This window comes from Enterococcus sp. UD-01, from assembly GCF_044909655.1.
Lineage (GTDB): Bacteria > Bacillota > Bacilli > Lactobacillales > Enterococcaceae > Enterococcus_L.
On record NZ_JBIYEU010000007.1, the window covers coordinates 86,826 to 108,841 of the forward strand.

22 protein-coding genes are annotated in these 22,016 nt (G+C 39.5%); 3 read left to right on the plus strand and 19 right to left on the minus strand.

What is annotated here, in order from left to right; translation table 11 throughout:
• Positions 1 to 12: 12 nt before the first annotated feature.
• The 13 genes from ABH902_RS08115 to ABH902_RS08175 form a co-directional block, all read right to left on the minus strand.
• Complete coding sequence (locus ABH902_RS08115; RefSeq protein ID WP_404590209.1) at positions 13 to 1,698, minus strand: ribonuclease J; 1,686 nt, start codon at positions 1,696 to 1,698, stop codon at positions 13 to 15.
• 32 nt (positions 1,699 to 1,730) lie between these two features.
• On the minus strand, positions 1,731 to 2,603 hold the full coding sequence (gene dapA / locus ABH902_RS08120) for a 4-hydroxy-tetrahydrodipicolinate synthase (RefSeq protein ID WP_404590210.1): 873 nt from the start codon (positions 2,601 to 2,603) through the stop codon (positions 1,731 to 1,733).
• 20 nt (positions 2,604 to 2,623) lie between these two features.
• The gene (locus tag ABH902_RS08125; protein ID WP_404590211.1) at positions 2,624 to 3,676 is read right to left on the minus strand and encodes an aspartate-semialdehyde dehydrogenase; all 1,053 of its coding nucleotides are present in this window, start codon (positions 3,674 to 3,676) and stop codon (positions 2,624 to 2,626) included.
• A gap of 170 nt (positions 3,677 to 3,846) precedes the next feature.
• A complete protein-coding gene (locus tag ABH902_RS08130; protein WP_404590212.1) occupies positions 3,847 to 4,122 on the minus strand; it encodes a hypothetical protein in 276 nt (91 codons plus the stop codon).
• Between the two features lie 130 nt (positions 4,123 to 4,252).
• Positions 4,253 to 5,188 (minus strand): dihydroorotate oxidase, encoded by a 936-nt coding sequence (locus ABH902_RS08135; RefSeq protein ID WP_404590213.1) that lies wholly within the window; start codon positions 5,186 to 5,188, stop codon positions 4,253 to 4,255.
• 116 nt (positions 5,189 to 5,304) lie between these two features.
• The gene (locus tag ABH902_RS08140; protein ID WP_404590214.1) at positions 5,305 to 6,249 is read right to left on the minus strand and encodes a cation diffusion facilitator family transporter; all 945 of its coding nucleotides are present in this window, start codon (positions 6,247 to 6,249) and stop codon (positions 5,305 to 5,307) included.
• A 128-nt stretch (positions 6,250 to 6,377) separates the two neighbouring features.
• A complete protein-coding gene (locus ABH902_RS08145) occupies positions 6,378 to 7,319 on the minus strand; it encodes a magnesium transporter CorA family protein (protein ID WP_404590215.1) in 942 nt (313 codons plus the stop codon).
• A gap of 13 nt (positions 7,320 to 7,332) precedes the next feature.
• The gene (locus ABH902_RS08150) at positions 7,333 to 7,944 is read right to left on the minus strand and encodes a hypothetical protein (protein ID WP_404590216.1); all 612 of its coding nucleotides are present in this window, start codon (positions 7,942 to 7,944) and stop codon (positions 7,333 to 7,335) included.
• A gap of 4 nt (positions 7,945 to 7,948) precedes the next feature.
• Positions 7,949 to 8,773, minus strand: coding sequence for a carbohydrate ABC transporter permease (locus tag ABH902_RS08155; protein WP_404590270.1), 825 nt, complete (start codon positions 8,771 to 8,773; stop codon positions 7,949 to 7,951).
• 62 nt (positions 8,774 to 8,835) lie between these two features.
• Complete coding sequence (locus ABH902_RS08160; protein WP_404590271.1) at positions 8,836 to 9,714, minus strand: carbohydrate ABC transporter permease; 879 nt, start codon at positions 9,712 to 9,714, stop codon at positions 8,836 to 8,838.
• 71 nt (positions 9,715 to 9,785) lie between these two features.
• A complete protein-coding gene (locus tag ABH902_RS08165; protein ID WP_404590217.1) occupies positions 9,786 to 11,114 on the minus strand; it encodes an ABC transporter substrate-binding protein in 1,329 nt (442 codons plus the stop codon).
• A 108-nt stretch (positions 11,115 to 11,222) separates the two neighbouring features.
• Positions 11,223 to 12,050, minus strand: coding sequence for a manganese catalase family protein (locus ABH902_RS08170; protein ID WP_404590218.1), 828 nt, complete (start codon positions 12,048 to 12,050; stop codon positions 11,223 to 11,225).
• A gap of 232 nt (positions 12,051 to 12,282) precedes the next feature.
• Positions 12,283 to 12,729, minus strand: a complete 447-nt coding sequence (locus tag ABH902_RS08175) for a hypothetical protein (protein ID WP_404590219.1) — start codon at positions 12,727 to 12,729, stop codon at positions 12,283 to 12,285.
• Positions 12,730 to 12,921: 192 nt separating this feature from the next.
• Between ABH902_RS08175 and ABH902_RS08180 the strand changes: the two genes are divergently transcribed.
• The gene (locus tag ABH902_RS08180) at positions 12,922 to 13,380 is read left to right on the plus strand and encodes an S-ribosylhomocysteine lyase (protein WP_404590220.1); all 459 of its coding nucleotides are present in this window, start codon (positions 12,922 to 12,924) and stop codon (positions 13,378 to 13,380) included.
• 45 nt (positions 13,381 to 13,425) lie between these two features.
• Here ABH902_RS08180 and ABH902_RS08185 read toward each other — a convergent pair whose 3' ends face one another.
• Entirely contained in the window at positions 13,426 to 14,247 is an 822-nt protein-coding gene (locus ABH902_RS08185) for a ZIP family metal transporter (RefSeq protein ID WP_404590221.1), read from the minus strand.
• A 153-nt stretch (positions 14,248 to 14,400) separates the two neighbouring features.
• Here ABH902_RS08185 and spxB point away from each other — a divergent pair, with 153 nt between their 5' ends.
• Positions 14,401 to 16,137, plus strand: a complete 1,737-nt coding sequence (spxB, locus tag ABH902_RS08190) for a pyruvate oxidase (protein WP_404590222.1) — start codon at positions 14,401 to 14,403, stop codon at positions 16,135 to 16,137.
• Between the two features lie 58 nt (positions 16,138 to 16,195).
• Here spxB and ABH902_RS08195 read toward each other — a convergent pair whose 3' ends face one another.
• Positions 16,196 to 16,450 carry a CsbD family protein gene (locus ABH902_RS08195; protein ID WP_404590223.1) on the minus strand — a complete coding sequence of 85 codons (255 nt, stop codon included), beginning with the start codon at positions 16,448 to 16,450 and terminating at the stop codon, positions 16,196 to 16,198.
• Between the two features lie 83 nt (positions 16,451 to 16,533).
• Complete coding sequence (locus tag ABH902_RS08200) at positions 16,534 to 17,136, minus strand: alpha/beta hydrolase (protein WP_404590224.1); 603 nt, start codon at positions 17,134 to 17,136, stop codon at positions 16,534 to 16,536.
• Positions 17,137 to 17,341: 205 nt separating this feature from the next.
• On the opposite strand from ABH902_RS08200, the gene ABH902_RS08205 reads away from it, so the two are divergent.
• Positions 17,342 to 18,892: a glycosyltransferase family 39 protein gene (locus ABH902_RS08205; protein ID WP_404590225.1), complete on the plus strand. Its 1,551-nt coding sequence runs from the start codon at positions 17,342 to 17,344 to the stop codon at positions 18,890 to 18,892.
• Between the two features lie 43 nt (positions 18,893 to 18,935).
• Here ABH902_RS08205 and ABH902_RS08210 read toward each other — a convergent pair whose 3' ends face one another.
• The 3 genes from ABH902_RS08210 to ABH902_RS08220 all read right to left on the minus strand — a co-directional run bounded on the left by ABH902_RS08210 (position 18,936) and on the right by ABH902_RS08220 (position 21,864).
• On the minus strand, positions 18,936 to 19,199 hold the full coding sequence (locus ABH902_RS08210) for a type B 50S ribosomal protein L31 (protein WP_069661962.1): 264 nt from the start codon (positions 19,197 to 19,199) through the stop codon (positions 18,936 to 18,938).
• A gap of 98 nt (positions 19,200 to 19,297) precedes the next feature.
• On the minus strand, positions 19,298 to 20,590 hold the full coding sequence (gene rho, locus ABH902_RS08215) for a transcription termination factor Rho (protein ID WP_404590226.1): 1,293 nt from the start codon (positions 20,588 to 20,590) through the stop codon (positions 19,298 to 19,300).
• Positions 20,587 to 21,864, minus strand: coding sequence for a UDP-N-acetylglucosamine 1-carboxyvinyltransferase (locus ABH902_RS08220; RefSeq protein ID WP_404590227.1), 1,278 nt, complete (start codon positions 21,862 to 21,864; stop codon positions 20,587 to 20,589). The genes rho and ABH902_RS08220 overlap by 4 nt, the downstream gene beginning before the upstream one ends.
• Positions 21,865 to 22,016: the final 152 nt, after the last annotated feature.

Here is a 22,016-nt window from a genome sequence, read left to right on the forward strand (position 1 = left end):
TTCTATCAACTATTAATTATTTTTACGTCCTTTACGCTGTGTTGCTTCCATAATAACCGGGAGAATCACCGGACGACGTTTGGTTTGTTCAAATAAATAACGGCTTAGCTGCTCACGAATGTCCTGCTTTAGCTTGCTCCATTCGAAATCACTGCTTTCAAGATGCTTCAACACGATCTCCGTAACAATATTGCTGCTTTCCTTCATTAGATCCTTGCTTGTTTTCACATAGACAAAGCCTCTTGACGTAATTTTTGCAGGCGAAACAATTCGTTTTTCACGACGATTAATTGTCACTACGGCAACAAAAATCCCATCTTCAGATAAGATTCTGCGGTCACGTAACACTATATTGCCGATATCACCCACACCGATCCCGTCAATCATAATATTGTCAGCCGTTGTGCTACCAGCAACCGTCATTTTCTTCTTACTATACTCTAGAATATCGCCGCGTCCTGTAATGAAAATATTCTTATAAGCAATGCCTAACTCATGGGCTAAATCAGCATGAGCCGCTAACTGGCGATATTCGCCCTGCACTGGAATAAAATACTTTGGCTTCATCAGGTTCAGCATCAGCTGTAGATCATTAGGATTCGCATGACCGGAAACGCGCATGTTGTCAGAGATTTGTTTGACTACACCACCTGCCCGGTACACGATATCTTCTGTTTTGGCAACAGCAGTTTCCATTGCCGTGGTTGGAGTTGTCGTAATATAAACCAAATCGCCTTCTTGAATTTTTACTACGCGATGTGTGCGATTTGCCATTTTTTGTAAAGATTTAATCGGCTCACCCATCGTTCCGGTTTCTAAAATCACCAATTGATCCCCTTGATATTTTTTCATGTCTTTGACAGGAATAATCAAGTCTTCACTTGGTAATTTTAATTTGTCCAATTTGATGGCTGTATTAATAATACGTTGGAAATCCTGACCAGTTAAAACAATTTTGCGGTCAGAACGATGTGCTGCATCCAGCACTTGCTGAACTCTTTGCAAATTGCTGGCAACACAAGCCACAATGATGCGACCTTCCCAATAACGAATCGTATCAAAAACTTCGTCGGCAATCTGTAATTCAGAAACCACTTGCGCTGGATTTTCCGCATTTGAAGAGTCGCTTAATAAAGCCAATACGCCTTCGTTACCGATCTCAGCCAAACGACCAAAATCAGTCTGATACATCGGAATCGCACTTTGGTCAAACTTAAAGTCCCCGGTATAAACAATTGAGCCTTCCTTGGTTTTCAAACTAATCCCGATAGAATCCGGAATCGAATGCGTCGTACGGAAAAAACTGATCGTTGCATTCGCAAAATCAATCTCTGTGTGCGCATCCACCACATGAAAATCATCGAAATCCTTAGAGTCTGCATGATCGCCGACAGTTAATTTTGCCAGCTCAATCGTTAAAGCTGTACCGAAAACCGGTACATGAACTTTGGCCAATAAATAGGGTAACGCTCCGATAGCATCCGCATGACCATGTGTCAGGAAAATTCCTGCTACTCGATCAATGTTTTCTTCCAAATACGTAAAATCCGGAATGACCACATCAATACCTAATAATTCATTTTCTGGATATTTTAATCCACAATCCAGTACAAAAATTTCATCTTCCACTTCTGCGATGTACATATTCTTACCATTTTCACGAACGCCGCCTAATGGAACGATTTTTATTGTACTCACTTACTTCACCTCTCTATATTCTCATCATCAGATCAAAGATCTAATATGCTTAAAATTTTCGCTTTTTCTTCAGGTGTACAAGGTACAAGAGGTAAACGTAAACCACCGACAGCAATGCCCAGCTGATTCAAACCGGCTTTTACAGGCGCCGGTGAAGGTACTGAAAACAGACTGTTCATTTTAGGCAGTAATTGGCGCTGAATAGCCGCCGCTTTTTTCACATCGCCTTGCTCCAAGGATTGGAACATCTCATACATTTGTGTACCAAAAAGATGACTGGCGACTGAAATAACCCCTTGTCCGCCTAAAGCTTTCGTTGTAAAAGCTAACGGATCATCTCCAGTATACACTAAAAAGTCTTTTGGCGCCTTTTCTATCAACTCAGTCAGCTCATCAAGACCGGAACATTCCTTAATTGCAATGATATTTTCCAATTCAGCTAAGCGTAAAGCCGTTGCTACATCAAGGCTCGCTACAGTTCTGCCAGGAACATTGTATAAAATAATCGGCAGATCACTCGCTTCTGCGATGGCTTTAAAATGCTGATATAAGCCTTCTTGATTGGGTTTGTTATAATAAGGAACCACTGCCAGCCCCGCGTCAATGCCACGAATAGCTGAAATCTCTTTTACAAATTCCACAGAATCACGCGTATCATTTGTTCCAACGCCGCAAATGATCGGTACTCGTCCGTCGACTAACCGAATCACTTCGTTAAATAATTCAATTTCCTCGTCATGAGTTAACGTAGGCGACTCGCCCGTCGTTCCCGCTAAAATAATGCCTTCTGTATGATTATCCAGCAAATGCTTCACTAATTGAGGCAGCTTGGCAAAATCAATTGCGCCACTTTCATCAAAAGGTGTCACCATTGCCGTAATGATCGTTGCATTTTTTAAATCCATACATACCTACCTCCAGTTTTTTATACTCTTACTAAGTCCATGTCATGCAAGGTTTCAGCGATTTGAACAGAATTCCATGCTGCACCTTTCAACAAATTATCGGAAACAACCCACAGATGATATCCATTTGTAATATCCAGATCCTGACGAATCCGTCCCACAAAGGTTTCCTTTCTGCCAATACTGTTTAAAGCCTGCGGATAAAGCTGCTGGCTCGGATCATCCTGTAAAACCGCTCCCGATGCTGCTGCGATTAACTCTTTGATCTTGGCAACATCTGCTCCAGCTTCCTTGACTTCAATATAGACAGATTCTGAATGACCGGAAAGAACTGGAATTCGCACACAAGTTGCTGAAACCTTAATTGAATCATCTTCCATGATTTTTTTCGTTTCATTAACCATTTTCCATTCTTCATACGTATAATCATCTTTTGAAAATACGTCAATCTGAGGCAAAGCATTAAACGCAATCGGAAAATGCTTTTCATCTGAGCCGCAAGGTAAAATATCTGCCTGCAGTTCTTCTGCCGGTGTTCCGTTAATATAGGCAGTCGCTTGTGTTTTTAATTCCTCGATTGCTTTGATGCCTGCGCCGCTGACTGCTTGATAGGTAGACACAAGAACACGTTCTAAGCCATAGACCTTGCGGATTGGTTCAAGCGCCACCATCATTTGAATGGTAGAGCAATTAGGATTAGCAATAATTCCCTGATGCTGCTTCAACGCATGAGGATTCACTTCCGGAACAACCAGCGGTACATTCGGATCCATTCTAAAATGACTTGTATTGTCAATAACCACTGCACCGCGTTTGACAGCTTCCGGGGCAAACTTGGCTGAAATACTGCCGCCCGCACTAAATAAAGCGATGTCCACATCTTCAAAAGATTCCGGCACAAGCTCTTCAATTGTAAGTGTTTGTTGTTTAAATGTCAGTTCTTTTCCCGCAGAACGTTTAGAGGCCAAAAGCTTCACTTGATTTAAAGGGAGTGTCGTTGCTTCCAGCATCTCAATCATTTTTGTGCCCACTGCACCTGTCGCGCCTACCACGGCAACATTATACTTTTTCATACTTATGTTCTCCTCTCATCTTCCTGAAGAAAGTTGCTTTTTCTATTTTACCATAGTATTGATTATTACTACATAGGAAGTAAAATGATTTTTTAGGTTTTTCCTTTATTAGAAACGAAAATGACGTATGCTAAAAACAAGTTTCGACATTCATTCTCTCACAATCTAGGCTAAGCTTCTCCATAATATTCCGCAAAATAAAAGCAGCCAACTTTTTTTACCTGATAGCTGACTAATGCTGCCTTGGTTTCTGTCTCAATTGGTGCCGGCGTTACCAGATAACAGGAGCCCTGCGCTCTTTTTATGTCCGCTTGCCAACTAGTTTTAAAAAAGCCAGCTGAAAAAAGCGTCGTACGAACGGCAGCCTGCGGATTTCTATGCAGGTACCAAAATCCTACCACACAGAAAATACTGATAAGTGCCACATATTTGCTTCTTCTTTTCATTTCGCGCCTTTCTTTTTCTTTGTCTGTTAAAGTTAACTTATTATATAGTAATTCCTTGTTTTACTCAAACTACCTTTTTTAATAAAAAAACAGCCGTCTCGAAAAGACAGCTGTTTTGATATATTTACTATTATTTTTCTTTTAGTTTTCCTCTAAATTCTTCTATTGTTTGGTAGCCTTTAGCATTCATGATAGCCAGCAGCTCCTGATTGATTCGTTCAAAGGCTTTTGGGCCTTCCTGATGAAGCTGTGTCCCGATTTGCACTAAGGAAGCCCCACATAGAAAATATTCAAAAACATCTTTACCGGTAAGAATCCCGCCAGTCCCGATAATTTTAATCTCAGGCTTCAAGCGTTGTGCAAAGGCACGTACATTGGCCAGTGCAGTCGGCTTAACATATTCGCCGCCAATCCCGCCGAATCCGCCTTTCGGACGAATAACAACCTCTTCCTGCTCCACATCAATATACAAGCCATTGCCGATGCTGTTAATTGAATTAACATAAGCTAGTGGAAACTTATTCAAAATTGTTGCCATATCGTCAAAATGAGCCAAGTCGAAATATGGTGGTAATTTGACTCCCAATGGTTTCGTGAAAAAGCCGAAAACTTCCGTCAATAACTGCTCTGTTAGTTCAAAATCATAGGCAATTTGCGGTTTGCCAGGCAAATTAGGACAAGATAAATTAAATTCTGTCATTCCTGTATATTCGCTTGCCTGTACCTTTTTTAAAATAGCGAGGTTTTCAGCGTAATTCATACCAGCCACAGATAAAAAATGCAATTCTTCCGGAAAACGCCGTTGTCTATCGATCTGATAATCAAGATAATAATCAATCCCTAAATTCGGCAAGCCCATAGAATTAATACTGCCTAATGGTGTATCAAAATAGCGCGGTTCTTCATTGCCTTGGCGCGGTGCAAGTGTTGCGGTTTTAGTGATAAAGGCGCCTGCCTGCGAATCCGCCAGCTGATCTAATTCCTCTAGAGTCATACAATGAACGCCAGATGCATTCATTAAACCACTTGCTAATTTATGTCCAAAGATTTCTATTGTTGTGTCCAATAAGAAATTCCTCCTCTGCTGTCTACTTTTCCTTGGCACTCTATCTGCCAAGTAGCATTATAGCATACTTATGCCGACGCTTCGTTTGCATTTTGCTTTTAGTTGAACACGCTTATTTAATTGGTTTGATTCTTTTTATACTGGCTGTCATACTCATCCACTTCAATATAAATGTACATTTTTTTATACGGTAGCACTTGGCGAATGGTCTTTTCAATCGCATTAATCACATCATAAGCAACCGGTTCATAGGTAGCTGCTACGTCAATTTTACCGGCAATTAAAATCTCTTCAGGACCTAAATGAATGGTTTTTAAATCAATTAAGCGAGCAACCTCTTCCCGTTGAAAAGCCTGCTTAATTTTGGCTAAATCAGCAGCAGTCACACTTTCACCTACAATTAAGCTGTAAAATTCTCTTGCTAAAAAGATTGCCGCAAACATCAATAATAAACCGATCAACAAGCCGCTGACCGCATCGAATAATGCATTGCCCGTCACCATAGTAAGCAGCGTTCCCGCCAGCGCAAGCAGCAAGCCAATCACTGCACAAAAATCCTCAGTAAAAATAATTAAGATTTCACTATGGCGACTTTCCCGAAGAAAACGAGGGATCGAAAGCTTTTCAACGTTTAGTTCGCGAATTTCCTTTAACGCTACACGCAATGAAGTGCCTTCAACCACTAAGCCAAAAAGTAAAATACCGATCACCAGTCCAACATTTTCTACCTCATGAGCAGGATGCAGGATTTTTTCAATTGCTTCCATAACCCCTAATGCGCCACCGCCAAAAAACAACATTGTCGCCACAATGGTACTGAAAAAATACTTCGCCCGACCTTCACCAAACTGATGAAGCTCACTTTGTCCGCGGTTCGCTCGTTTATCCCCAAATAAAAGCAAAATCTGGTTGCCGCAATCTACTACACTATGAATACTTTCATTTAGCATAGCAGCACTACCACTAAAGGCGTAACCGACAAATTTACTGATAGCAACTAATATATTTGCTGCTAAGGCAGCAAGGACGGCAAACATACCGTTCATTTTCTTTTCTTCCATTATTAATCCTCCAAAATCCGTTTGACATGATTTGCCTTTCTTATTTTAGCACGCATAGACCAATAATAAAATTTAAAAAAAGACTAGGCTATAACCTCTATAAGTTATGTCCTAGCCATTCACAGTTTTCACTTGGTAAAGTCTTTTTTATTCAAATAAACAGCAGCGATAATGGCCAGCACCAATGCAAGACCAATCACCAGCAAAAAACCGACAGCTGAGCCTTCACCCGGTAAACCGCCCGTATTCATGCCCCAAATCCCCGCAATCAAAGCAGGAATAGAAATGACCAGCGCGGCGGAATCCAAATATTTCATTAAGTGATTCAAATTATTATCCATCATATCCGTAAACAAGCCACCTACCGTTTCAATTAAATCCCGATAGATATGCGAAAGCTTACTCGCCTGACGATTTTTAATTTGAATATCATAAATCAACTCCGGATCAGCCACTCGTTGAATAAATAGTTCATTTTGCCAAAGCTCTTGCATGGTTTCATGCTGATCATCTACCGTTCGCTGAATATAAATTATATTGCGTTCTAAATCAGCCAAGCGAAATAATTCTTCATTTTCCGTCGTTTTTCGCGCTGATTGATCCAACTCATCAATCACAGTTTTCAATGCTCTTAATTCAGCGACGTAATCTGAATAGATAAACAGCAAGCAAAACGCAACAATTTTCGCTGTATTGTTAATCTCTTTTTCTTCATACGCAATAATTCGCTGCACCAAATCAGACTGCCCGCTGGTGATCGTAATCAATATGTTTTCTGAAAGAACAAATGACACTGGTTGCAGCCGCTCTTCCACGTAGCCTTTTGCTTCCTTTTGTAAATCTAATACAATCAGTGAGAGAGCATCATTTAATACACGAGAATGCAAATATTCGAAACGGGAAACCTCTTCCGGATAATGAATGGCTTCAAAAATATCTTTTGGTAAATCAAACTGTTTTCTCAAAATAGCGATTTCTTGCTCCGAAGGACTTTCAACCAAGAGCCAATTGTAATTCTGCTCTTCTCCCTGCATAACGCCTCTTTCGGTAATTTTGTAATGGGTAATCATTGCTCCACTCCCTTTATGATTTTTCCGTTACTATTGCTGTTTTTGGTCTATTTTTTAAAAGGCTCAAATTAAGATAAATAATTAGTGGCACGCCGCCCAATACTAAAAACAGCTTCCCGATAATAAAAAGCCCAAAACAAAAGGCTACAGTAACCAGCCAATGAAGCACCAGTCTTTTACTATGATGTCCTGCATAAATAAAAGCCGTAAAAAAACGAACTGGCTGTTTAGAGCGGTTAGCTAAAACGGCCTGAACCATAAAAAGTGTACTACCAATAATCACCAGAAAAAGGCAAAATGCCCACACAAAGGCAGCCAACGTTCCGCTTGAATGACCAAAAAACCACAAATTTGCTAACGCTAAAACAAAATAAGCTGAGAAAAGCCCGTCTAATCTTTTTATGCCAAAAGGATCTTTGCGATATATCGTCCAAAAATCCTGCCAGACAGAAGGAGTGTTAAATTCCTCATATAAATAGCTGTCCACGAGCTGTACAACCGCTCGGGTAGCGCGCGCCACCGTTACCAAAGGCAGCGCTCCAAGCAGCCACAAACCGTTTAGCAAAATAATTCTGGGAAGCCACAAGGTTCCTTTATAAAGCCAATGATTCACTTTTTTAGCCATGCTCTCACCCTTTCGATCCACCCGTTAAATCCATTCCTTCAATAAAGTAGCGCTGTGCAAAAAAGAAGAGAAGAATCGTCGGCAAAAGAACTAACGTAGCACCAGCCATTAAATAATTCCATTGTGTGGTGGATTGATTTTGAAAAACCTGCAAACCAATTTGCAGCGTATATTTTTCTTGATCTTGAATGTAAAGTAACGGTCCTAAAAAATCATTCCAAGCGCCATTAAAAGAATTAATCGCAATTGTAATTAACGCAGGCTTGGTTAACGGAAGCATTAGGTGGCTCCAAATATATAAATGATTGGCACCATCAATTTCTGCTGCTTCGATCAGCTCGTCATTAATGGACAAATAAAATTGGCGCATCAGAAAAATATTAAAGGCATTACCGAAAAACGCCGGTACAATTAAAGGGAGATACGTGCCTACCCAGCCGATTTTAGAAAACAGTACATATTGAGGAATCATCGTTACAAATCCCGGTACCATCATCGTTGACAACACTAAAGCAAACATTAAGCGTTTGCCTGGAAAAGATAATTTTGCAAACCCATAAGCAATAAAGGAATTGGAAAGAACATTTCCTATTACTACTAAAACAGTAATAAACAGCGTATTTTTCACATACTGCCAAAAAGGAAACGCCTGAATCGCCTGCAAATAATTATCAAGATGAAAGGTTTCAGGAAAGAAGGTCGGTGGAAAACGAACAATTTCTTCCATCGGTTTTACCGAAGTGAACACCATCCAAAGCAGCGGTGTAATTAAAAGTACACTAACGACTGTCAACAACACATAGCTGATGATTTTTTTCATTCGATCCATCTTTTTCTGACTGCGAAATTGTTTGGTAGCAGGCGTTTGCTTGATTTTAGAGATAGGTTGAATCATTGCTTTTCGCCTCCTGCATAGTAAACCCATCTAGGGGCTAATTTCAAATTGATAAAGGTTAAAAGCATAACGATGAAAAACAAAATCATCGACATGGCCATGGCATACCCCATGTCAAAAGCAACAAAGGCTTTATTCCACATATGTAGATTATAAAACAGCAAGGAATTTGACGGCCCGCCTGTCCCATTTTTTGTCATCACATAGGCCTCTTGGAAAATTTGAAAAGAACCAATCGTTGACGTAATCACATCATAAAAAATAATCGGCGTAATTAACGGTAAAGTTATATTTTTAAAACGTTGCCAGGTGCCCGCACCATCAATCTCTGCAGATTCATAAAGTGCCGGCGAAACATTTTGTAAAGTGGCTAAATACAGCAGCATTGCCCCACCTGAACCCCAAACCTTCATTAAAATCAGCGCTGGTTTTGTCCAAGCCGGATCAAACAGCCAGGCTGGTCCTTTAATATGAAACCAGCTTAAAATCGTATTAATCAGTCCTGCTGAAGGCGATAATAATTGCATCCATAAAATATAAACAGCGACGCCCGACAACACAGCAGGTAAAAAGAAAACCGTCCGAAAGAATGAAATTCCCCGCAGTTTTTGATTCAGAATGACTGCTAAAAAAATACTAAACGCTGTCGTCAGCGGAACATTAAATAAAACAAAATAAGCGGTATTATACAATGACTTCCAAAACAACTGATCTTGAAAAAACATACGCTTAAAATTCGCCAAACCGATAAAGTTCATTTTTGACGTTAAGTTATAATCGGTAAAACTACCAACAAAAGAAAAAAGCATTGGCCCCAACATAAAAAAGATAAACCCCAAAAGAAAAGGGGCAATAAAAAAGTAGCCCCATAGCATTTCTTTCTTTTTGCGCATGGTTGTTTTTTTAACTTTCATACTTGTCCCCTTTCACTAACTCATTCTAGTTTTTATTTTCCTTCGTTTTGTTTCACTAAATCCGTCACTGCTTTTTGAGCATCTTCCAATGCTTCTTTTGGAGATTTGGTGCCCATCATGGCTTGATCCAACTGCTCTTTTACTAACGAATCATAATCCGGTGCCGTTAGTGGCACTGGTGTAATGACGGTATTCGGGAAGTTGTCATCCGCCATTTTATAAATCATTTGTCCTTTTTCAGACAAGTTTTTATTATCTACTAAATTTTCATTGGCCGTTTTATTGGCCATGATATCAAAGCTTTTTTCGCCGAATTTTTCCTGAACCTTTTCAGAGGTTAAATATTTCATAAATTCATAGGATTCTTTCGGATGCTCTGCGCCGTAAGGAACTTCCAGAACAAAACCGCCGCCCCATGACCAGTGCCCTGAGCCTTTTTCCTTTTCAGGTAAAGGCATCACACCAAAATCAAAATCCTCTGGTGCATTTTCCATTAGATTTGAATAATAATTAATATTTTGTGCTCTCATTGCAACGGTTCCTGATAAAAATGGATCAGAAACGCCAGAACCGAAATCCGCTTCTAAACGATTGATCGTGTCTTTGCCGTAGAATTTTTGCCACTTTTCAATCCATTCTAAGGCCTCTACTTTGTTCGGTGTATCAATTTTTACTTTGTCGTCTTTATCAAACCAGCTTACGCCGTTGTCAGCATTGAGCGCCCATACATCAATTCCTAGATTCCATAAAGGATAAAAACCAATTCGGCTAAAGTCAGTGCCTTTTTTTTGATCCAGCTTATGAGCTACTGTTTCTAATTCGTCCCAGGTCTGCGGCAAATTTTCTTCTGTAATGCCCGCATCCTTCAATAATTTTTTATTGTAAAAAATGACCTGAGTATCCGTATTAAACGGTAGTGCATAAGATTGGTCTTTGTATAAGGTTGTTTCCCATAATTGCGGATAAAACTGCTTACTCGTATCGTCATCAATATATTTTTCCAGTGAAGTTGCCTGTTGGGCTTCTGCTCGTTGTGCGACAGAGTTAATATCCTGTACAATGACATCCGGTGGATTTCCGGCTGTAATCGCTGACAATGATTTTGTCCAAATATCGCCCCATGGCTGATACGTATACTTCACTGTAATTTCATCTTGTGACTGATTGAAATCGTCAATAATGTCTTCAATTACCTCTTTGCGTGCCCCAGAGCCCCAAAATGACCAAAAATCTAGAGTCACACGCCCATTCTCCTCTTCTTTTGCCCCTGTTTTCTTATTGTCCTTACTACCACTACCACAAGCAGCAAGTACCAAAATCAGCGAGAAGAACACAAACAAAAATCCTATTTTCTTTTTCATATAATTAAATCCCTTCAGCTTTTTTCGTAAAGATTTGAGGAAAAGAGAGTGGTCAAAACTGTGAACAGCTCTGTTCCGCCCTCTTCTCCAAAATTAAGTGACTTTGTTTTATTTCATTGGCGGTGTGCCATGCATTGCTTGTGGTGCTGGTTTTAATTTTGGTGCCTCAGCTTCTGGTTCAGGTTTTGACACATAATTGTATTCGCCTTCTCCATCAAGCGCTTTGCCTTTTGCCCAAGAGCCTTCTTTACTATCTTCACCTTCGGATAAATTATAGAAATCATAAGCAATATCCAATTTTTCTTTATCACGTGGGAAGGTGCTCGGTACCAAAATAGACCCCTCTGCTTCTTCCAGCTCTTTAACTGCACAAGCCCAAAGATTTTGGTGATAGCTGTCGCGAGCTAATAATACTGAAAGTAAATCTTTCACTCCTCGGTCATCAATCATTTCATAAATTCTTGCTACTTGTAAACGTCCTTGTGATTCTGCATTTAAATTAGCTCTAAAGTCCGCTAATAAATTACCGCTAGCTACAATATAGCCACCGCTCCATGGATTGCCCATACTGTCAGCCGGTCTTGGTCCTAAGCCTGCGACAATCGCCTGCTGCGGATTCATCCCAGCAATCACAGCGGCAATTGTTGGGTCTTTCGCCATCGCTGCTTCTTGGTCTTCCACTGGTGCATCGTCTAGTAAACGTGCCACCATCGTTGCCAGCATTTCCACGTGGCCAATTTCTTCAGTTGCCACATCCATCAGCATATCCTTGTATTTTTCTTCTCCGCGGCAACTCCAGCCTTGGAACAAATACTGCATGGCGACACTCATTTCTCCGTATTGACCACCAATCAGTTCTTGCAAGTACTTAGCGATTAGCGGGTTGGGCTTTTCAGGTTTTGCTTCAAACTGTAATTCTTTTTTGTGATAAAACATACTACAATGCCTCCTCAGAATTTTTTTGATTGATCAATCTACTTTAGAGTTTCGCAGATTTTTTTCTTTCTTACAAATAAAACGATTATAAAATTTTCATAAACAAAAAATATGTATAGTGTTTATCTTTTAGCTTTATTTAATAAATAGTCAAATAAGGACTTACCGTGGATTGGCAAGTCCTTGTTATATTAATTATTTAAAATAAAAATAAATCTTTCAATACAATTATTTAAAATTCCTTTTCAACTAATGCTTCCAATTCTTTTTGATGAGACAATAGCAACTGCTTTATTTCTTTGATTGTTATTCTATTTATGCTAGTCTCTGAACGAATGATTTGTCCATCTTCAGCTAGAGCCTCTCCTTTAAGTAAAGTTCTATCGCTTAAGGCAACCACCACATCGGAGTCATCATACAATTCCAGTTGTTTCATCATTCCTTCCAAGTCCATACGTTCGAAAAAATTATACAATTCTTCAGCGGTCATTTCTTTTAAAGATAACGTTTTATCCTGTGAAACATTTTTTGAGAGAGGTACACTACTTACTTTTTTTGAATTAAGTTGTTTTTCATCTGCAGATACAGAAGATGCTGGTAAAGTATTAAAAGTCATCTTGTAAACTATTAAAATAATTGTTGATAAGACAAAAACTGTAAATAGTAGTTTTCTTTTCATAATAAATTAACTCCCTTTTAACTTTTATTAGTTATATAATAACATTTAGCACCCTTTTTCAAAAGTCTTTTTAACAATAAGTTAATAAAATCAATTTACTTACTCACCTCATTTATTCAAGTCTATTGACTTTTAAAAAGGGTTTGTTATAGTTAATAACGATGTTTACTTAAATTGAAGGAGTGAATTTACATGGCACGTGTTGAAAGTTTTGAATTAGACCACAATACAGTTAAAGCACCATATGTTCGTCTAGCCGGTACTGAAAAAAATGGCGATGTCTTAATTGAGAAATATGATTTACGTTTCTTACAGCCTAACGAAGATGAATTACCCACAGCTGCCGTTCATACATTGGAGCATTTATTAGCGGTCAACTTAAGAGATCATTTGGAAGGCATCATTGATATTTCACCAATGGGCTGCCGGACTGGTTTTTACATGATTATGTGGAATCAGCATTCGCCAAAAGAAATCCGTGACGCGTTAGTGAAGGTCTTGAATTTCATTGTAGAAACAGATTTTGTTCCTGCTGTTTCTGCCAAAGAATGTGGAAATTATAAAGATCATTCACTCTTTTCTGCACAAGAATATGCAAAAATCGTTTTAGAAAAAGGCATCAGCTTAGATCCTTTTGAACGCATCCTTTAATCAAAAAAACGAGAAACTGCTGCCAACAGTTTCTCGTTTTTTTATTTAACCCAAAGCAACATCTAAAATCATCATAATGATAAAGCCTAGCATAACACCAAACACAGCGAAATGTCGTTTACTGCTGGCGGTTTGTTGTGCTTCCGGAATTAATTCCTCGACCACAACGTAAATCATGGCTCCGGCCGCAAAAGCTAATGCATAGGGCAGCATGATGGTTACCTTCGTTACTAAAACCGCTCCTAAGATCCCTGCAATCGGTTCCACGATACCGGAGGCTTGACCATATAGAAACGCTTTTTTCCGGCTTAAGCTCTCCTGACGAAGTGGAATCGAAACTGCCGCACCTTCCGGAAAATTTTGGATGCCAATTCCTAAAGCTACTGATATGGCGGCCAGTACTGCTTTTTGAGGATCCTCTGCAGAATTGGCTGCGCCAAAAGCCACGCCAACTGCTAAGCCTTCCGGAATATTATGTAAGGTAATTGAAAAAACTAATAAAATCGTACGCTTTAAATGGCTGGGCAAGCCTTCCTTTTCATGATTTGGTCCAAAGTGCATATGCGGTAAGGTTTTATCAGCGATGTACAGAAACAATCCGCCGAGACCAAAGCCAAAACTTACCACAAGCCAAGCAATACTACCGTTTTCTTCTGCTTGTTTTATCGCCGGATCCAGCAAAGACCAAAAACTGGCCGCAATCATCACACCAGAAGCAAAGCCCAGCATCATATTTAAAATATCCCTTTTAATCTCTTTAAAGAAAAAAACTAAACCTGCACCTAACGCAGTCATCAAATAAGTAAAACCAGTTCCGACCAACGCCTGCTGCCAAGCTTCTAAAGATAAGAGCCAGTCACTAAACATCCATTTTCCTCTCCTTCGACAATCATTCTATAACAACTGTATCATATTCATGATTTTATGACTATATTAAACTTAAGAATGCTTTCATTTGGTTCAGCTGTTGGGAAAGAGTATACTTAAATTGAAAGCGAATAAAGAAACGGAGTGAGCCTAATGACAGAAACAATCAATGCAGGCATTGCAATGGTCAAAGTATTGGAAAGTTGGGGTGTGGACCACCTTTACGGGATTCCCGGCGGTTCCTTCAACTCAACGATGGATGCCTTATATCAGGAGCGTGAAACAATTAAATATATCCAAGTTCGGCATGAAGAAGTCGGAGCGCTGGCCGCTGCTGCTGATGCCAAATTAACGGGAAAAATCGGTGTGGCCTTTGGTTCAGCCGGTCCGGGAGCAACGCATTTAATTAACGGATTGTATGATGCGCAAATGGATCACGTCCCGGTTTTAGCTCTGCTGGGACAGGTAGCTTCGACTGCCATGAATTATAATTCTTTTCAAGAATTCAATGAAAATCCAATGTTTGCGGACGTCAGTGTTTATAACCGTACCGTTATGACTCCTGAAAGTCTGCCCCACATCGTTGATGAAGCAATTAAAGCTGCTTATCAATATAAAGGCGTGGCAGTAGTAACGATTCCGGTTGATTTTGGCACAAAGGATATTCCGCTGCAGGAAATTTCGACCGCTAAGAATCACCGGGTTGGTTTAGTCATGCCGGAATATGAAGACATAAAAAAAGCCGTTCCTCTAATTGAAGCTGCTGAAAAACCAGTGCTTTACATTGGACAAGGAACTCGCGGTGCTTGGCCGGAAATCAAAGCCTTTTCTGAACATTTCTCTATGCCGATAGTTGCCGCCGTTTTAGCCAAAGGAATTGTGCCCGATGCTTATGAAAATTTCCTTGGCTTTGCCGGACGTGTTGCGACTAAACCCGGCAACGAAGTGTTAGCGGAAACGGATCTCATTGTCTTTGCCGGCAGTGACTTTCCCTTTGCCGCAAACTTTTTCAATCCAACCGCTAAATTTATTCAAATTGATATTGATTCAGCCAAACTTGGCCGTCGTCACAAAACGGACGTCGCTATTTTAGGTGATGCTAAAGAAGCGTTGAAACGCATGGTTGATCTAGGTGAAGCCCGTCCTGCCGACAAGTGGCTTCATGCTAATCAGGTAAATAAAGAAAATTGGGTGAACTGGCTAAAAGGCTTTAACGAAAGGAAAGATCAACCTTTACGTCCCGAGCCTGTCTTTAAAGAAATTAAGCGGATTGCCGAAGAGGATGCGATTTTTGTCACAGATGTAGGTAATACAACCATTCATGCGATTCGTCTACTTGATTTAAACGGACACCAAAAGTTCACGACTTCTGGCTGGTTCGCTACGATGGGCAACGGAATTCCAGGCGGGATCGCCGCTCAGCTTAGCTATCCTAATCAGCAGGTCTTTACTTTAAGTGGAGATGGTGGCTTTGCAATGGTCATGCAGGATATCATCACACAAGTCAAATATCAGCTACCGATCATTAACGTTGTTTTTTCAAACGATTCTTTTGGCTTTATCGAAGCGGAGCAAGAGGATACGGAACAGAAAAAATTCGGTGTCTTTTTACAAGGAGCTGACTATGGAAAAGCAGGTGAGGCTTTGGGAGCTTTGGGCTTTACGATTACAGAATATCCGCAACTGGAGCCAGCCTTTACAGCAGCTAAAAAAAGCGAACGTCCAGTAGTCATTGACATTAAAATCCAAAACGCTAGACCTTTGCCAGTTGAAGAGCTGGTATTAGATCCGGAAAAATTCAGCGAAGCCGAAATTCAAGCCTTCAAAGAAAAATACGAAGTGCATGACATGCCGACTTTAAAAGAATTAATGACTTCTTCCTTACATTAAAAAACAAAAAACGAGCGGTCACTTGAATGTGACCGCTCATTTCTTGTTTCTATTTTTATTATTTATCGTCATGTTTTTGGAATTTTTCTTTGATATCTTCAAAGCCTTCTTTGATTTTGTCGCCTAATTTTTCAGCGCCTTCTTTGATATCATCACCGGCATCACGAGCTTTGCCTTTTGCATCACCGAAAGTTGATTGTGCTTTGCCTTCAAGCTCTTTACTTTTATCGTCCGTTACTTTTCCGTGTGCTTCTTTTGCTGTTCCTTCAACCTTATCTTTTGCATCATTGATGCGTCCGTCTAAATCTGCCATGTGAAATCCCTCCTAATAATTTTATATTACATAGAAAGCATATCACCATTTTTATACCGCTACAAATATTCCGCTTCTAAAAATTACTTCATCTGGCTCAACCACTTTTTCGCATCGTTCAATTCGTCCAGCGTTATTTGATGTCCTTGTTGACTTTTAAAAATAGAAACCCTAGCATCACGCTTTTTCAGTTGCTCAACCAGTTTATCTACTGAAGCTTTTGGAACAATCGGATCATTAGCACCAACTGATAGCCAGACCTGTTTGTCTTTTAATGAAAAATCTTGAGAATCCACTCCTAACGACATTGGATGAAACAAAATCGCCTGCCTCAAAGCCGCAGTTCTTTCCAATAACAAATGCGCAGCAATATTGGCACCGTTAGAGTAACCAACCATTACCCACTCACTAATCGGAATTGCTTTTTCCTGACTAATTTGCTGAATTTCCCGGAGCAAGCGATCCGTTTCCTGTTCCAAGCTCTCATAATCGAACTGATTTAAGCCGTTTCTTTTGAAAAAACGATTCATGCCTTCTTCCTGAACGGTACCGCGGAATGACAGCAAAGTGGCTTCTTCATCTAAATAACGTCCAATATCCATTAATGAAGTCTCATCGCCGCCTGTGCCGTGCAGTAAAATCAGCTTTTTACCTTTTTTTGAACCCTCTTGAAAAATAGAATGCATATTCTCACCTGTTTTCATCTTTTTAACTAACTTTTAGTAAGTGAAATTATCATAACATGTTCATTCTATTTTGTCTGTTTCTTTGCTTTGCTGCTAAACTTAGTCCATAAATACCGAACTAAAATAATCTTGCACAGTAAAACTAGTTTGATTCTTAATAAACTTGAATTATACTAAAAAGTAACAGATCAAAAAGGAGTATAACATGAAAAAACAGTTACTTAAATTATTAAATTATATTTTCTTTGTCGTCATTCTCTATACTTTATACGGAACATTTAAGAGTAAAATCTTAGATTTTGCTTCTTTGGGCTCATTAGTCTTTAAACTGTTCGTTTTCTTCGTAATAGTCAGCAGTATTTTTTGTTTATGGCGTTCCCCTCAATGGGTGCTTCAAAAATTAAAAGAAATATTTCTCTGGCTAAAAAACCATTATGATTCTCTTGCTAAGTGGATTTTTGTCTTAATAGTCATTCTTCAATTTTCTATTCTTTATTTTATCAGTGTACCCATTTCCTGGGATGTTGGTGGAATTCATAATGGGGTGGCTGAATTGGGGCAAACAACACTTGCCAGTGACTATTTATCAACCAATCCTAATAACAGCTTTTTCTTTTTTTTCATGCTGATGCTCAGCAAGTTAGGAAATTTAATTCACCCAACTATAGGAACTTCTTGGTTTTATTGGCAATCACTTAATATTATTTTTATGGATCTTGGTTTTATCTTTATCTATTTAGCTGGTAAAAATTTATTTAATGAGAAAGTTGGTTATCTTTCATTTTATTTAGCTATTTTTTCTTTGGGCTTGTCTCCATGGATTTTGGTTCCTTATACAGACACAATTATGTTGCCTATTATCAGTTCAATTTTTTATTTATTTTCTTATATTCGCAAACAAAAACAGCTTATTTTATTTCCCATATTAAGTATAATGACTGCTATTGCTTTTTTACTAAAACCTTCGTCTGTTGTTTTTCTGATTGCTTATTTAATCATTGTGTTCCTTGATCCCTTACAGACTTTTTCAAGAAAAAAAATACTTCCATTATTGACTGTTGTGCTTTGCTTTTTTCTTGTTTTCGCTGGAACATTAAAAGCATTTTCTTTTTTTGAAAGTAAACAAACGATTGTCATTATTGATAAGAATAAAGCCAAGCCGTGGCAGCATTTTGTTATGATGGGACTAAAAGGAACCGGTGGTTTTAATCAGGCCGATACCGATGCAACGAATGGATTTTCAACACAAGAAGAAAAAGTAGCCTATGCCAAAAAACAAATTATCAGTCGCTTAGAAAAATATGGTTTTATTGGTTACTTAAAATTTTTATCGCAAAAGCACCTTCTCAATACAAGCAGAGGCGATTTCAGTTGGGGACGCGATGGCACGCCACAAGTTGCACCAGCCTCAAAAAACCCGCTTACTCTTTTTTTGAGAGACTCCTATTATCAACAAGGAGAAAGAGTAAAAATGCTGAGATTATTCATGCATTTACTGTGGATCATCACCCTAATCGGTCTGCTTTTTACAATCCGAAAAAAAGATCGCTGGCTTAAATGTAGCCCACTCCTTTTCACCTTAAAATTAACAGTATTAGGCAGCTTTTTATATTTATTGCTTTTTGAAGGTGGACGATCGCGTTACTTAATTCAATATTTACCAGTCTTTTACCTGCTTTCGGCGAACGGTTGGTACTTACAATTCTTTCATAAAAGAAAGCAAGATCCCTCTTTATCACTCAAAAATAACAAATAAACAGACTGCAAATAATTGCAGTCTGTTAAAAACAATGTTTTGATTATTCCGCAGCGTTTGCGTCTTTGAGACCGTATTTTTTGTTGAAACGGTCCACACGTCCGTCTGCTTGTGTGAATTTTTGACGTCCAGTATAGAATGGATGAGAGTCGGATGTAACTTCGACACGGATCACAGGATATGTGTTGCCGTCTTCCCATTCAACTGTTTCTTCAGAATGTTTCGTAGAACCTGATAAGAATTTAAAACCAGTTGTTGAGTCCATAAATACGACTGGGTGATATTCTGGATGGATATCTTGTTTCATAGTCTTTTCGCTCCTTTGCCCTGATCCATTTGCTGCATCAGAGTTATTTTGTCGGTATACAACAGTAATATAATAGCATGATTTGATTATCGATGCAATTATCTTTTTAGATTTCTTTTTGGTTGTTTACTAAAAGAAACATCTTGAAAGTCTTCAAAGAATTTTTCGTTGCTCTTTGTTTTGCGTAAAAATTTGACAAATTGCTCTGTATATTCTAAAGAATCGCCTGTCATATGATTACGCAGCTTCCAAATTTCTTCCAGCTGAGTCGCTGACATCAGCAGGTCTTCTTTTCTGGTGCCTGATTTCTTAATATCAATCGCAGGGAAAATACGGCGTTCCGCTAAATCACGTGATAGGTGCAGCTCCATGTTGCCAGTTCCCTTGAATTCTTCGTAAATGACATCGTCCATCCGACTACCTGTATCAACCAAAGCTGTCGCTAAAATAGTTAAGCTGCCGCCCTCTTCAATATTTCTGGCCGCACCGAAAAAGCGCTTCGGCTTGAAAAAGGCTGCTGGATCAATCCCGCCGCTTAGCGTACGGCCGCTCGGTGGTACCACTAGGTTATAAGCACGCGCCAAACGCGTGATACTGTCCATTAAAATAACCACATCACGCTTGTCTTCAACCAAGCGCATCGCTCTTTCCAAAACCAATTCAGATACGCGAGTATGGTTTTGCGGCTGCTGGTCGAAGGTAGAAGACACAACATCACCTTTAACACTGCGTTCTAAATCCGTTACTTCTTCCGGACGTTCATCAATTAGCAGCAAAATTAATTCAACCTCGGGATGATTTTCTGTGATGCCATTAGCAATTTCTTTTAAAACACTTGTTTTACCGGCTTTTGGTGGAGCTACAATCAAGCCGCGCTGACCGAAGCCGACCGGTGCAAAAATATCAATCATGCGCGTAGCCAGACGACCAGGTGTCGTTTCCAAATTGATTTGTTTATCGGGGTAAAGCGGTGTTAAGGCTGGAAAATGCGGACGTTCTTTTGCTTCTTCCGGATCTTTGCCATTAACGCTTTCAACGTGCATCAAGCCATAATAACGTTCTGATTCTTTGGGCGGACGAGCCTTACCAGCTACCTTATCCCCATTACGCAGCCCAAAACGACGGATTTGAGAAGAAGAAATATAAATATCCTCTGCACTAGGTCCGTAATTAATTGGACGCAAAAAACCATAGCCGTCTTGAGAAACAATATCCAAAATCCCTTCCATGAAGAAGAAGCCCTGCTTTTCAGCCTGAGCCCGAATCACAGCTAAAGATAACTCTTTTTTATTCATTTGACTATAGTAAGGGATCTTGAATTCCTTTGCATAAGCATAAATGTCTTTCAACGTACTATTTTCAAGCTCGGCCATTGTTAAATAGTCGCTCATTTAGTCACCTCTGTTTCTTCTGTTTCGATCATTTCAATATCTGCGCCTAACGCAGTTAATTTTTCGATAATATGGTCATACCCGCGTAAGATGTATTCCACGTTGTAGATCGTTGTTGTCCCTTCAGCCATTAAACCCGCAGTCACTAAACACGCGCCTGCGCGAAGGTCAGAAGCAACCACTTCTGCACCGTGCAACTTAGCTGGACCGTTTAAAACAATCATATTTCCTTCAATCGAAGCATCGGCACCCATACGCACAAGCTCGGGAATATGTTTCGTCCGCTGTGTATAGATGCTGTCAATTACCTCACCTGTTCCTTTAGCCTTTAATAGTAATGGCGTAATCGGCTGTTGTAAATCCGTAGCAAAGCCCGGATAAGGATAGGTTTTAATGGTGGTCATTTTTAAGTCATGAGACGGATGAACTTCGATTGTATCTTCTTCAATAGTCATTTTTACGCCCATTTCCTGTAGCTTGGCAATGAAGCTTTCAAGGTGTTCAAAAATAACATTACGGACTTTAACACCTTCGCCGATAGCCGCGGCAAGAGCTAAATAAGTCCCTGCTTCAATACGATCGGGAATAATGGAATGACGACAGCCATGCAGCTTTTCCACGCCTTCAATCCGAATAATATCCGTACCGGCACCGCGAATGTTGGCACCCATATTATTTAATAAAGTAGCTACATCAATAATTTCAGGCTCACGAGCCGCATTTTCGATAACCGTTTTTCCTTTGGCCTTGACTGCCGCCAGCATGACATTAATGGTGGCGCCAATCGAAACCATGTCCATAAAGATTCTGGTTCCTTCAAGACCGTCTTCTGCTCTTAAATACATCGCGCCATGCTCATTCGTCACCGTAGCACCTAGCGCTTCAAAGCCTTTGATATGCAAGTCAATCGGACGTGGTCCCAAATAGCAGCCGCCTGGAAGTCCGACAACGCCTTCGCCGAATTTTCCTAATAAGGAGCCCATAAAATAATAAGAAGCCCGCAAGCTGTTAATTTTGCCCTTAGGCATTGGTACAGAAACAATTTCTGTTGGATCAATGACTAACGTATTTTCTTTAAAGGTGGTTTTGGCACCCATAATTTCTAATATCTCGATTAAAGAGTGAACATCTTGAATATCAGGTACACCATCTAAAGTTACTGGTGAATCAGCTAAAATAGCGGCTGGAATCAAGGCAACTGCACTATTTTTGGCACCACTGATAGAAACTTCCCCTGATAACGGACGATTGCCGTTAATTACAATTTTTTTCATTTAAATTTCTCACCTATCTATGTAAAACAAATAGTTTTATTTTTTTATAATATACCCAGACTATTCTAACACATTAAAGATTAATAAAAAAGGTAACAGACGTTTTCTTTTCAGGCTTTTTTCATTTTTCTGTCTAAAACTAATGTTTTTAA

Bases quoted from the DNA above. Each gene is read 5' to 3' on its own strand.
- ABH902_RS08195 (WP_404590223.1), bottom strand. From the start codon at position 16,450: ATGGCAGATTTAGACGGACGCATCAATGATGCAAAAGATAAGGTTGAA.
- ABH902_RS08200 (WP_404590224.1), bottom strand. From the start codon at position 17,136: ATGCATTCTATTTTTCAAGAGGGTTCAAAAAAAGGTAAAAAGCTGATT.
- spxB (WP_404590222.1), top strand. From the start codon at position 14,401: ATGACAGAAACAATCAATGCAGGCATTGCAATGGTCAAAGTATTGGAA.
- ABH902_RS08130 (WP_404590212.1), bottom strand. From the start codon at position 4,122: ATGAAAAGAAGAAGCAAATATGTGGCACTTATCAGTATTTTCTGTGTG.
- ABH902_RS08160 (WP_404590271.1), bottom strand. From the start codon at position 9,714: ATGCTATGGGGCTACTTTTTTATTGCCCCTTTTCTTTTGGGGTTTATC.
- dapA (WP_404590210.1), bottom strand. From the start codon at position 2,603: ATGGATTTAAAAAATGCAACGATCATTACGGCAATGGTGACACCTTTT.
- ABH902_RS08220 (WP_404590227.1), bottom strand. From the start codon at position 21,864: ATGAAAAAAATTGTAATTAACGGCAATCGTCCGTTATCAGGGGAAGTT.
- ABH902_RS08165 (WP_404590217.1), bottom strand. From the start codon at position 11,114: ATGAAAAAGAAAATAGGATTTTTGTTTGTGTTCTTCTCGCTGATTTTG.
- ABH902_RS08150 (WP_404590216.1), bottom strand. From the start codon at position 7,944: ATGGCTAAAAAAGTGAATCATTGGCTTTATAAAGGAACCTTGTGGCTT.
- ABH902_RS08185 (WP_404590221.1), bottom strand. From the start codon at position 14,247: ATGTTTAGTGACTGGCTCTTATCTTTAGAAGCTTGGCAGCAGGCGTTG.
- ABH902_RS08205 (WP_404590225.1), top strand. From the start codon at position 17,342: ATGAAAAAACAGTTACTTAAATTATTAAATTATATTTTCTTTGTCGTC.
- ABH902_RS08155 (WP_404590270.1), bottom strand. From the start codon at position 8,773: ATGGATCGAATGAAAAAAATCATCAGCTATGTGTTGTTGACAGTCGTT.
- ABH902_RS08180 (WP_404590220.1), top strand. From the start codon at position 12,922: ATGGCACGTGTTGAAAGTTTTGAATTAGACCACAATACAGTTAAAGCA.
- ABH902_RS08140 (WP_404590214.1), bottom strand. From the start codon at position 6,249: ATGGAAGAAAAGAAAATGAACGGTATGTTTGCCGTCCTTGCTGCCTTA.
- ABH902_RS08210 (WP_069661962.1), bottom strand. From the start codon at position 19,199: ATGAAACAAGATATCCATCCAGAATATCACCCAGTCGTATTTATGGAC.
- ABH902_RS08125 (WP_404590211.1), bottom strand. From the start codon at position 3,676: ATGAAAAAGTATAATGTTGCCGTGGTAGGCGCGACAGGTGCAGTGGGC.
- ABH902_RS08170 (WP_404590218.1), bottom strand. From the start codon at position 12,050: ATGTTTTATCACAAAAAAGAATTACAGTTTGAAGCAAAACCTGAAAAG.
- ABH902_RS08145 (WP_404590215.1), bottom strand. From the start codon at position 7,319: ATGATTACCCATTACAAAATTACCGAAAGAGGCGTTATGCAGGGAGAA.
- rho (WP_404590226.1), bottom strand. From the start codon at position 20,590: ATGAGCGACTATTTAACAATGGCCGAGCTTGAAAATAGTACGTTGAAA.
- ABH902_RS08175 (WP_404590219.1), bottom strand. From the start codon at position 12,729: ATGAAAAGAAAACTACTATTTACAGTTTTTGTCTTATCAACAATTATT.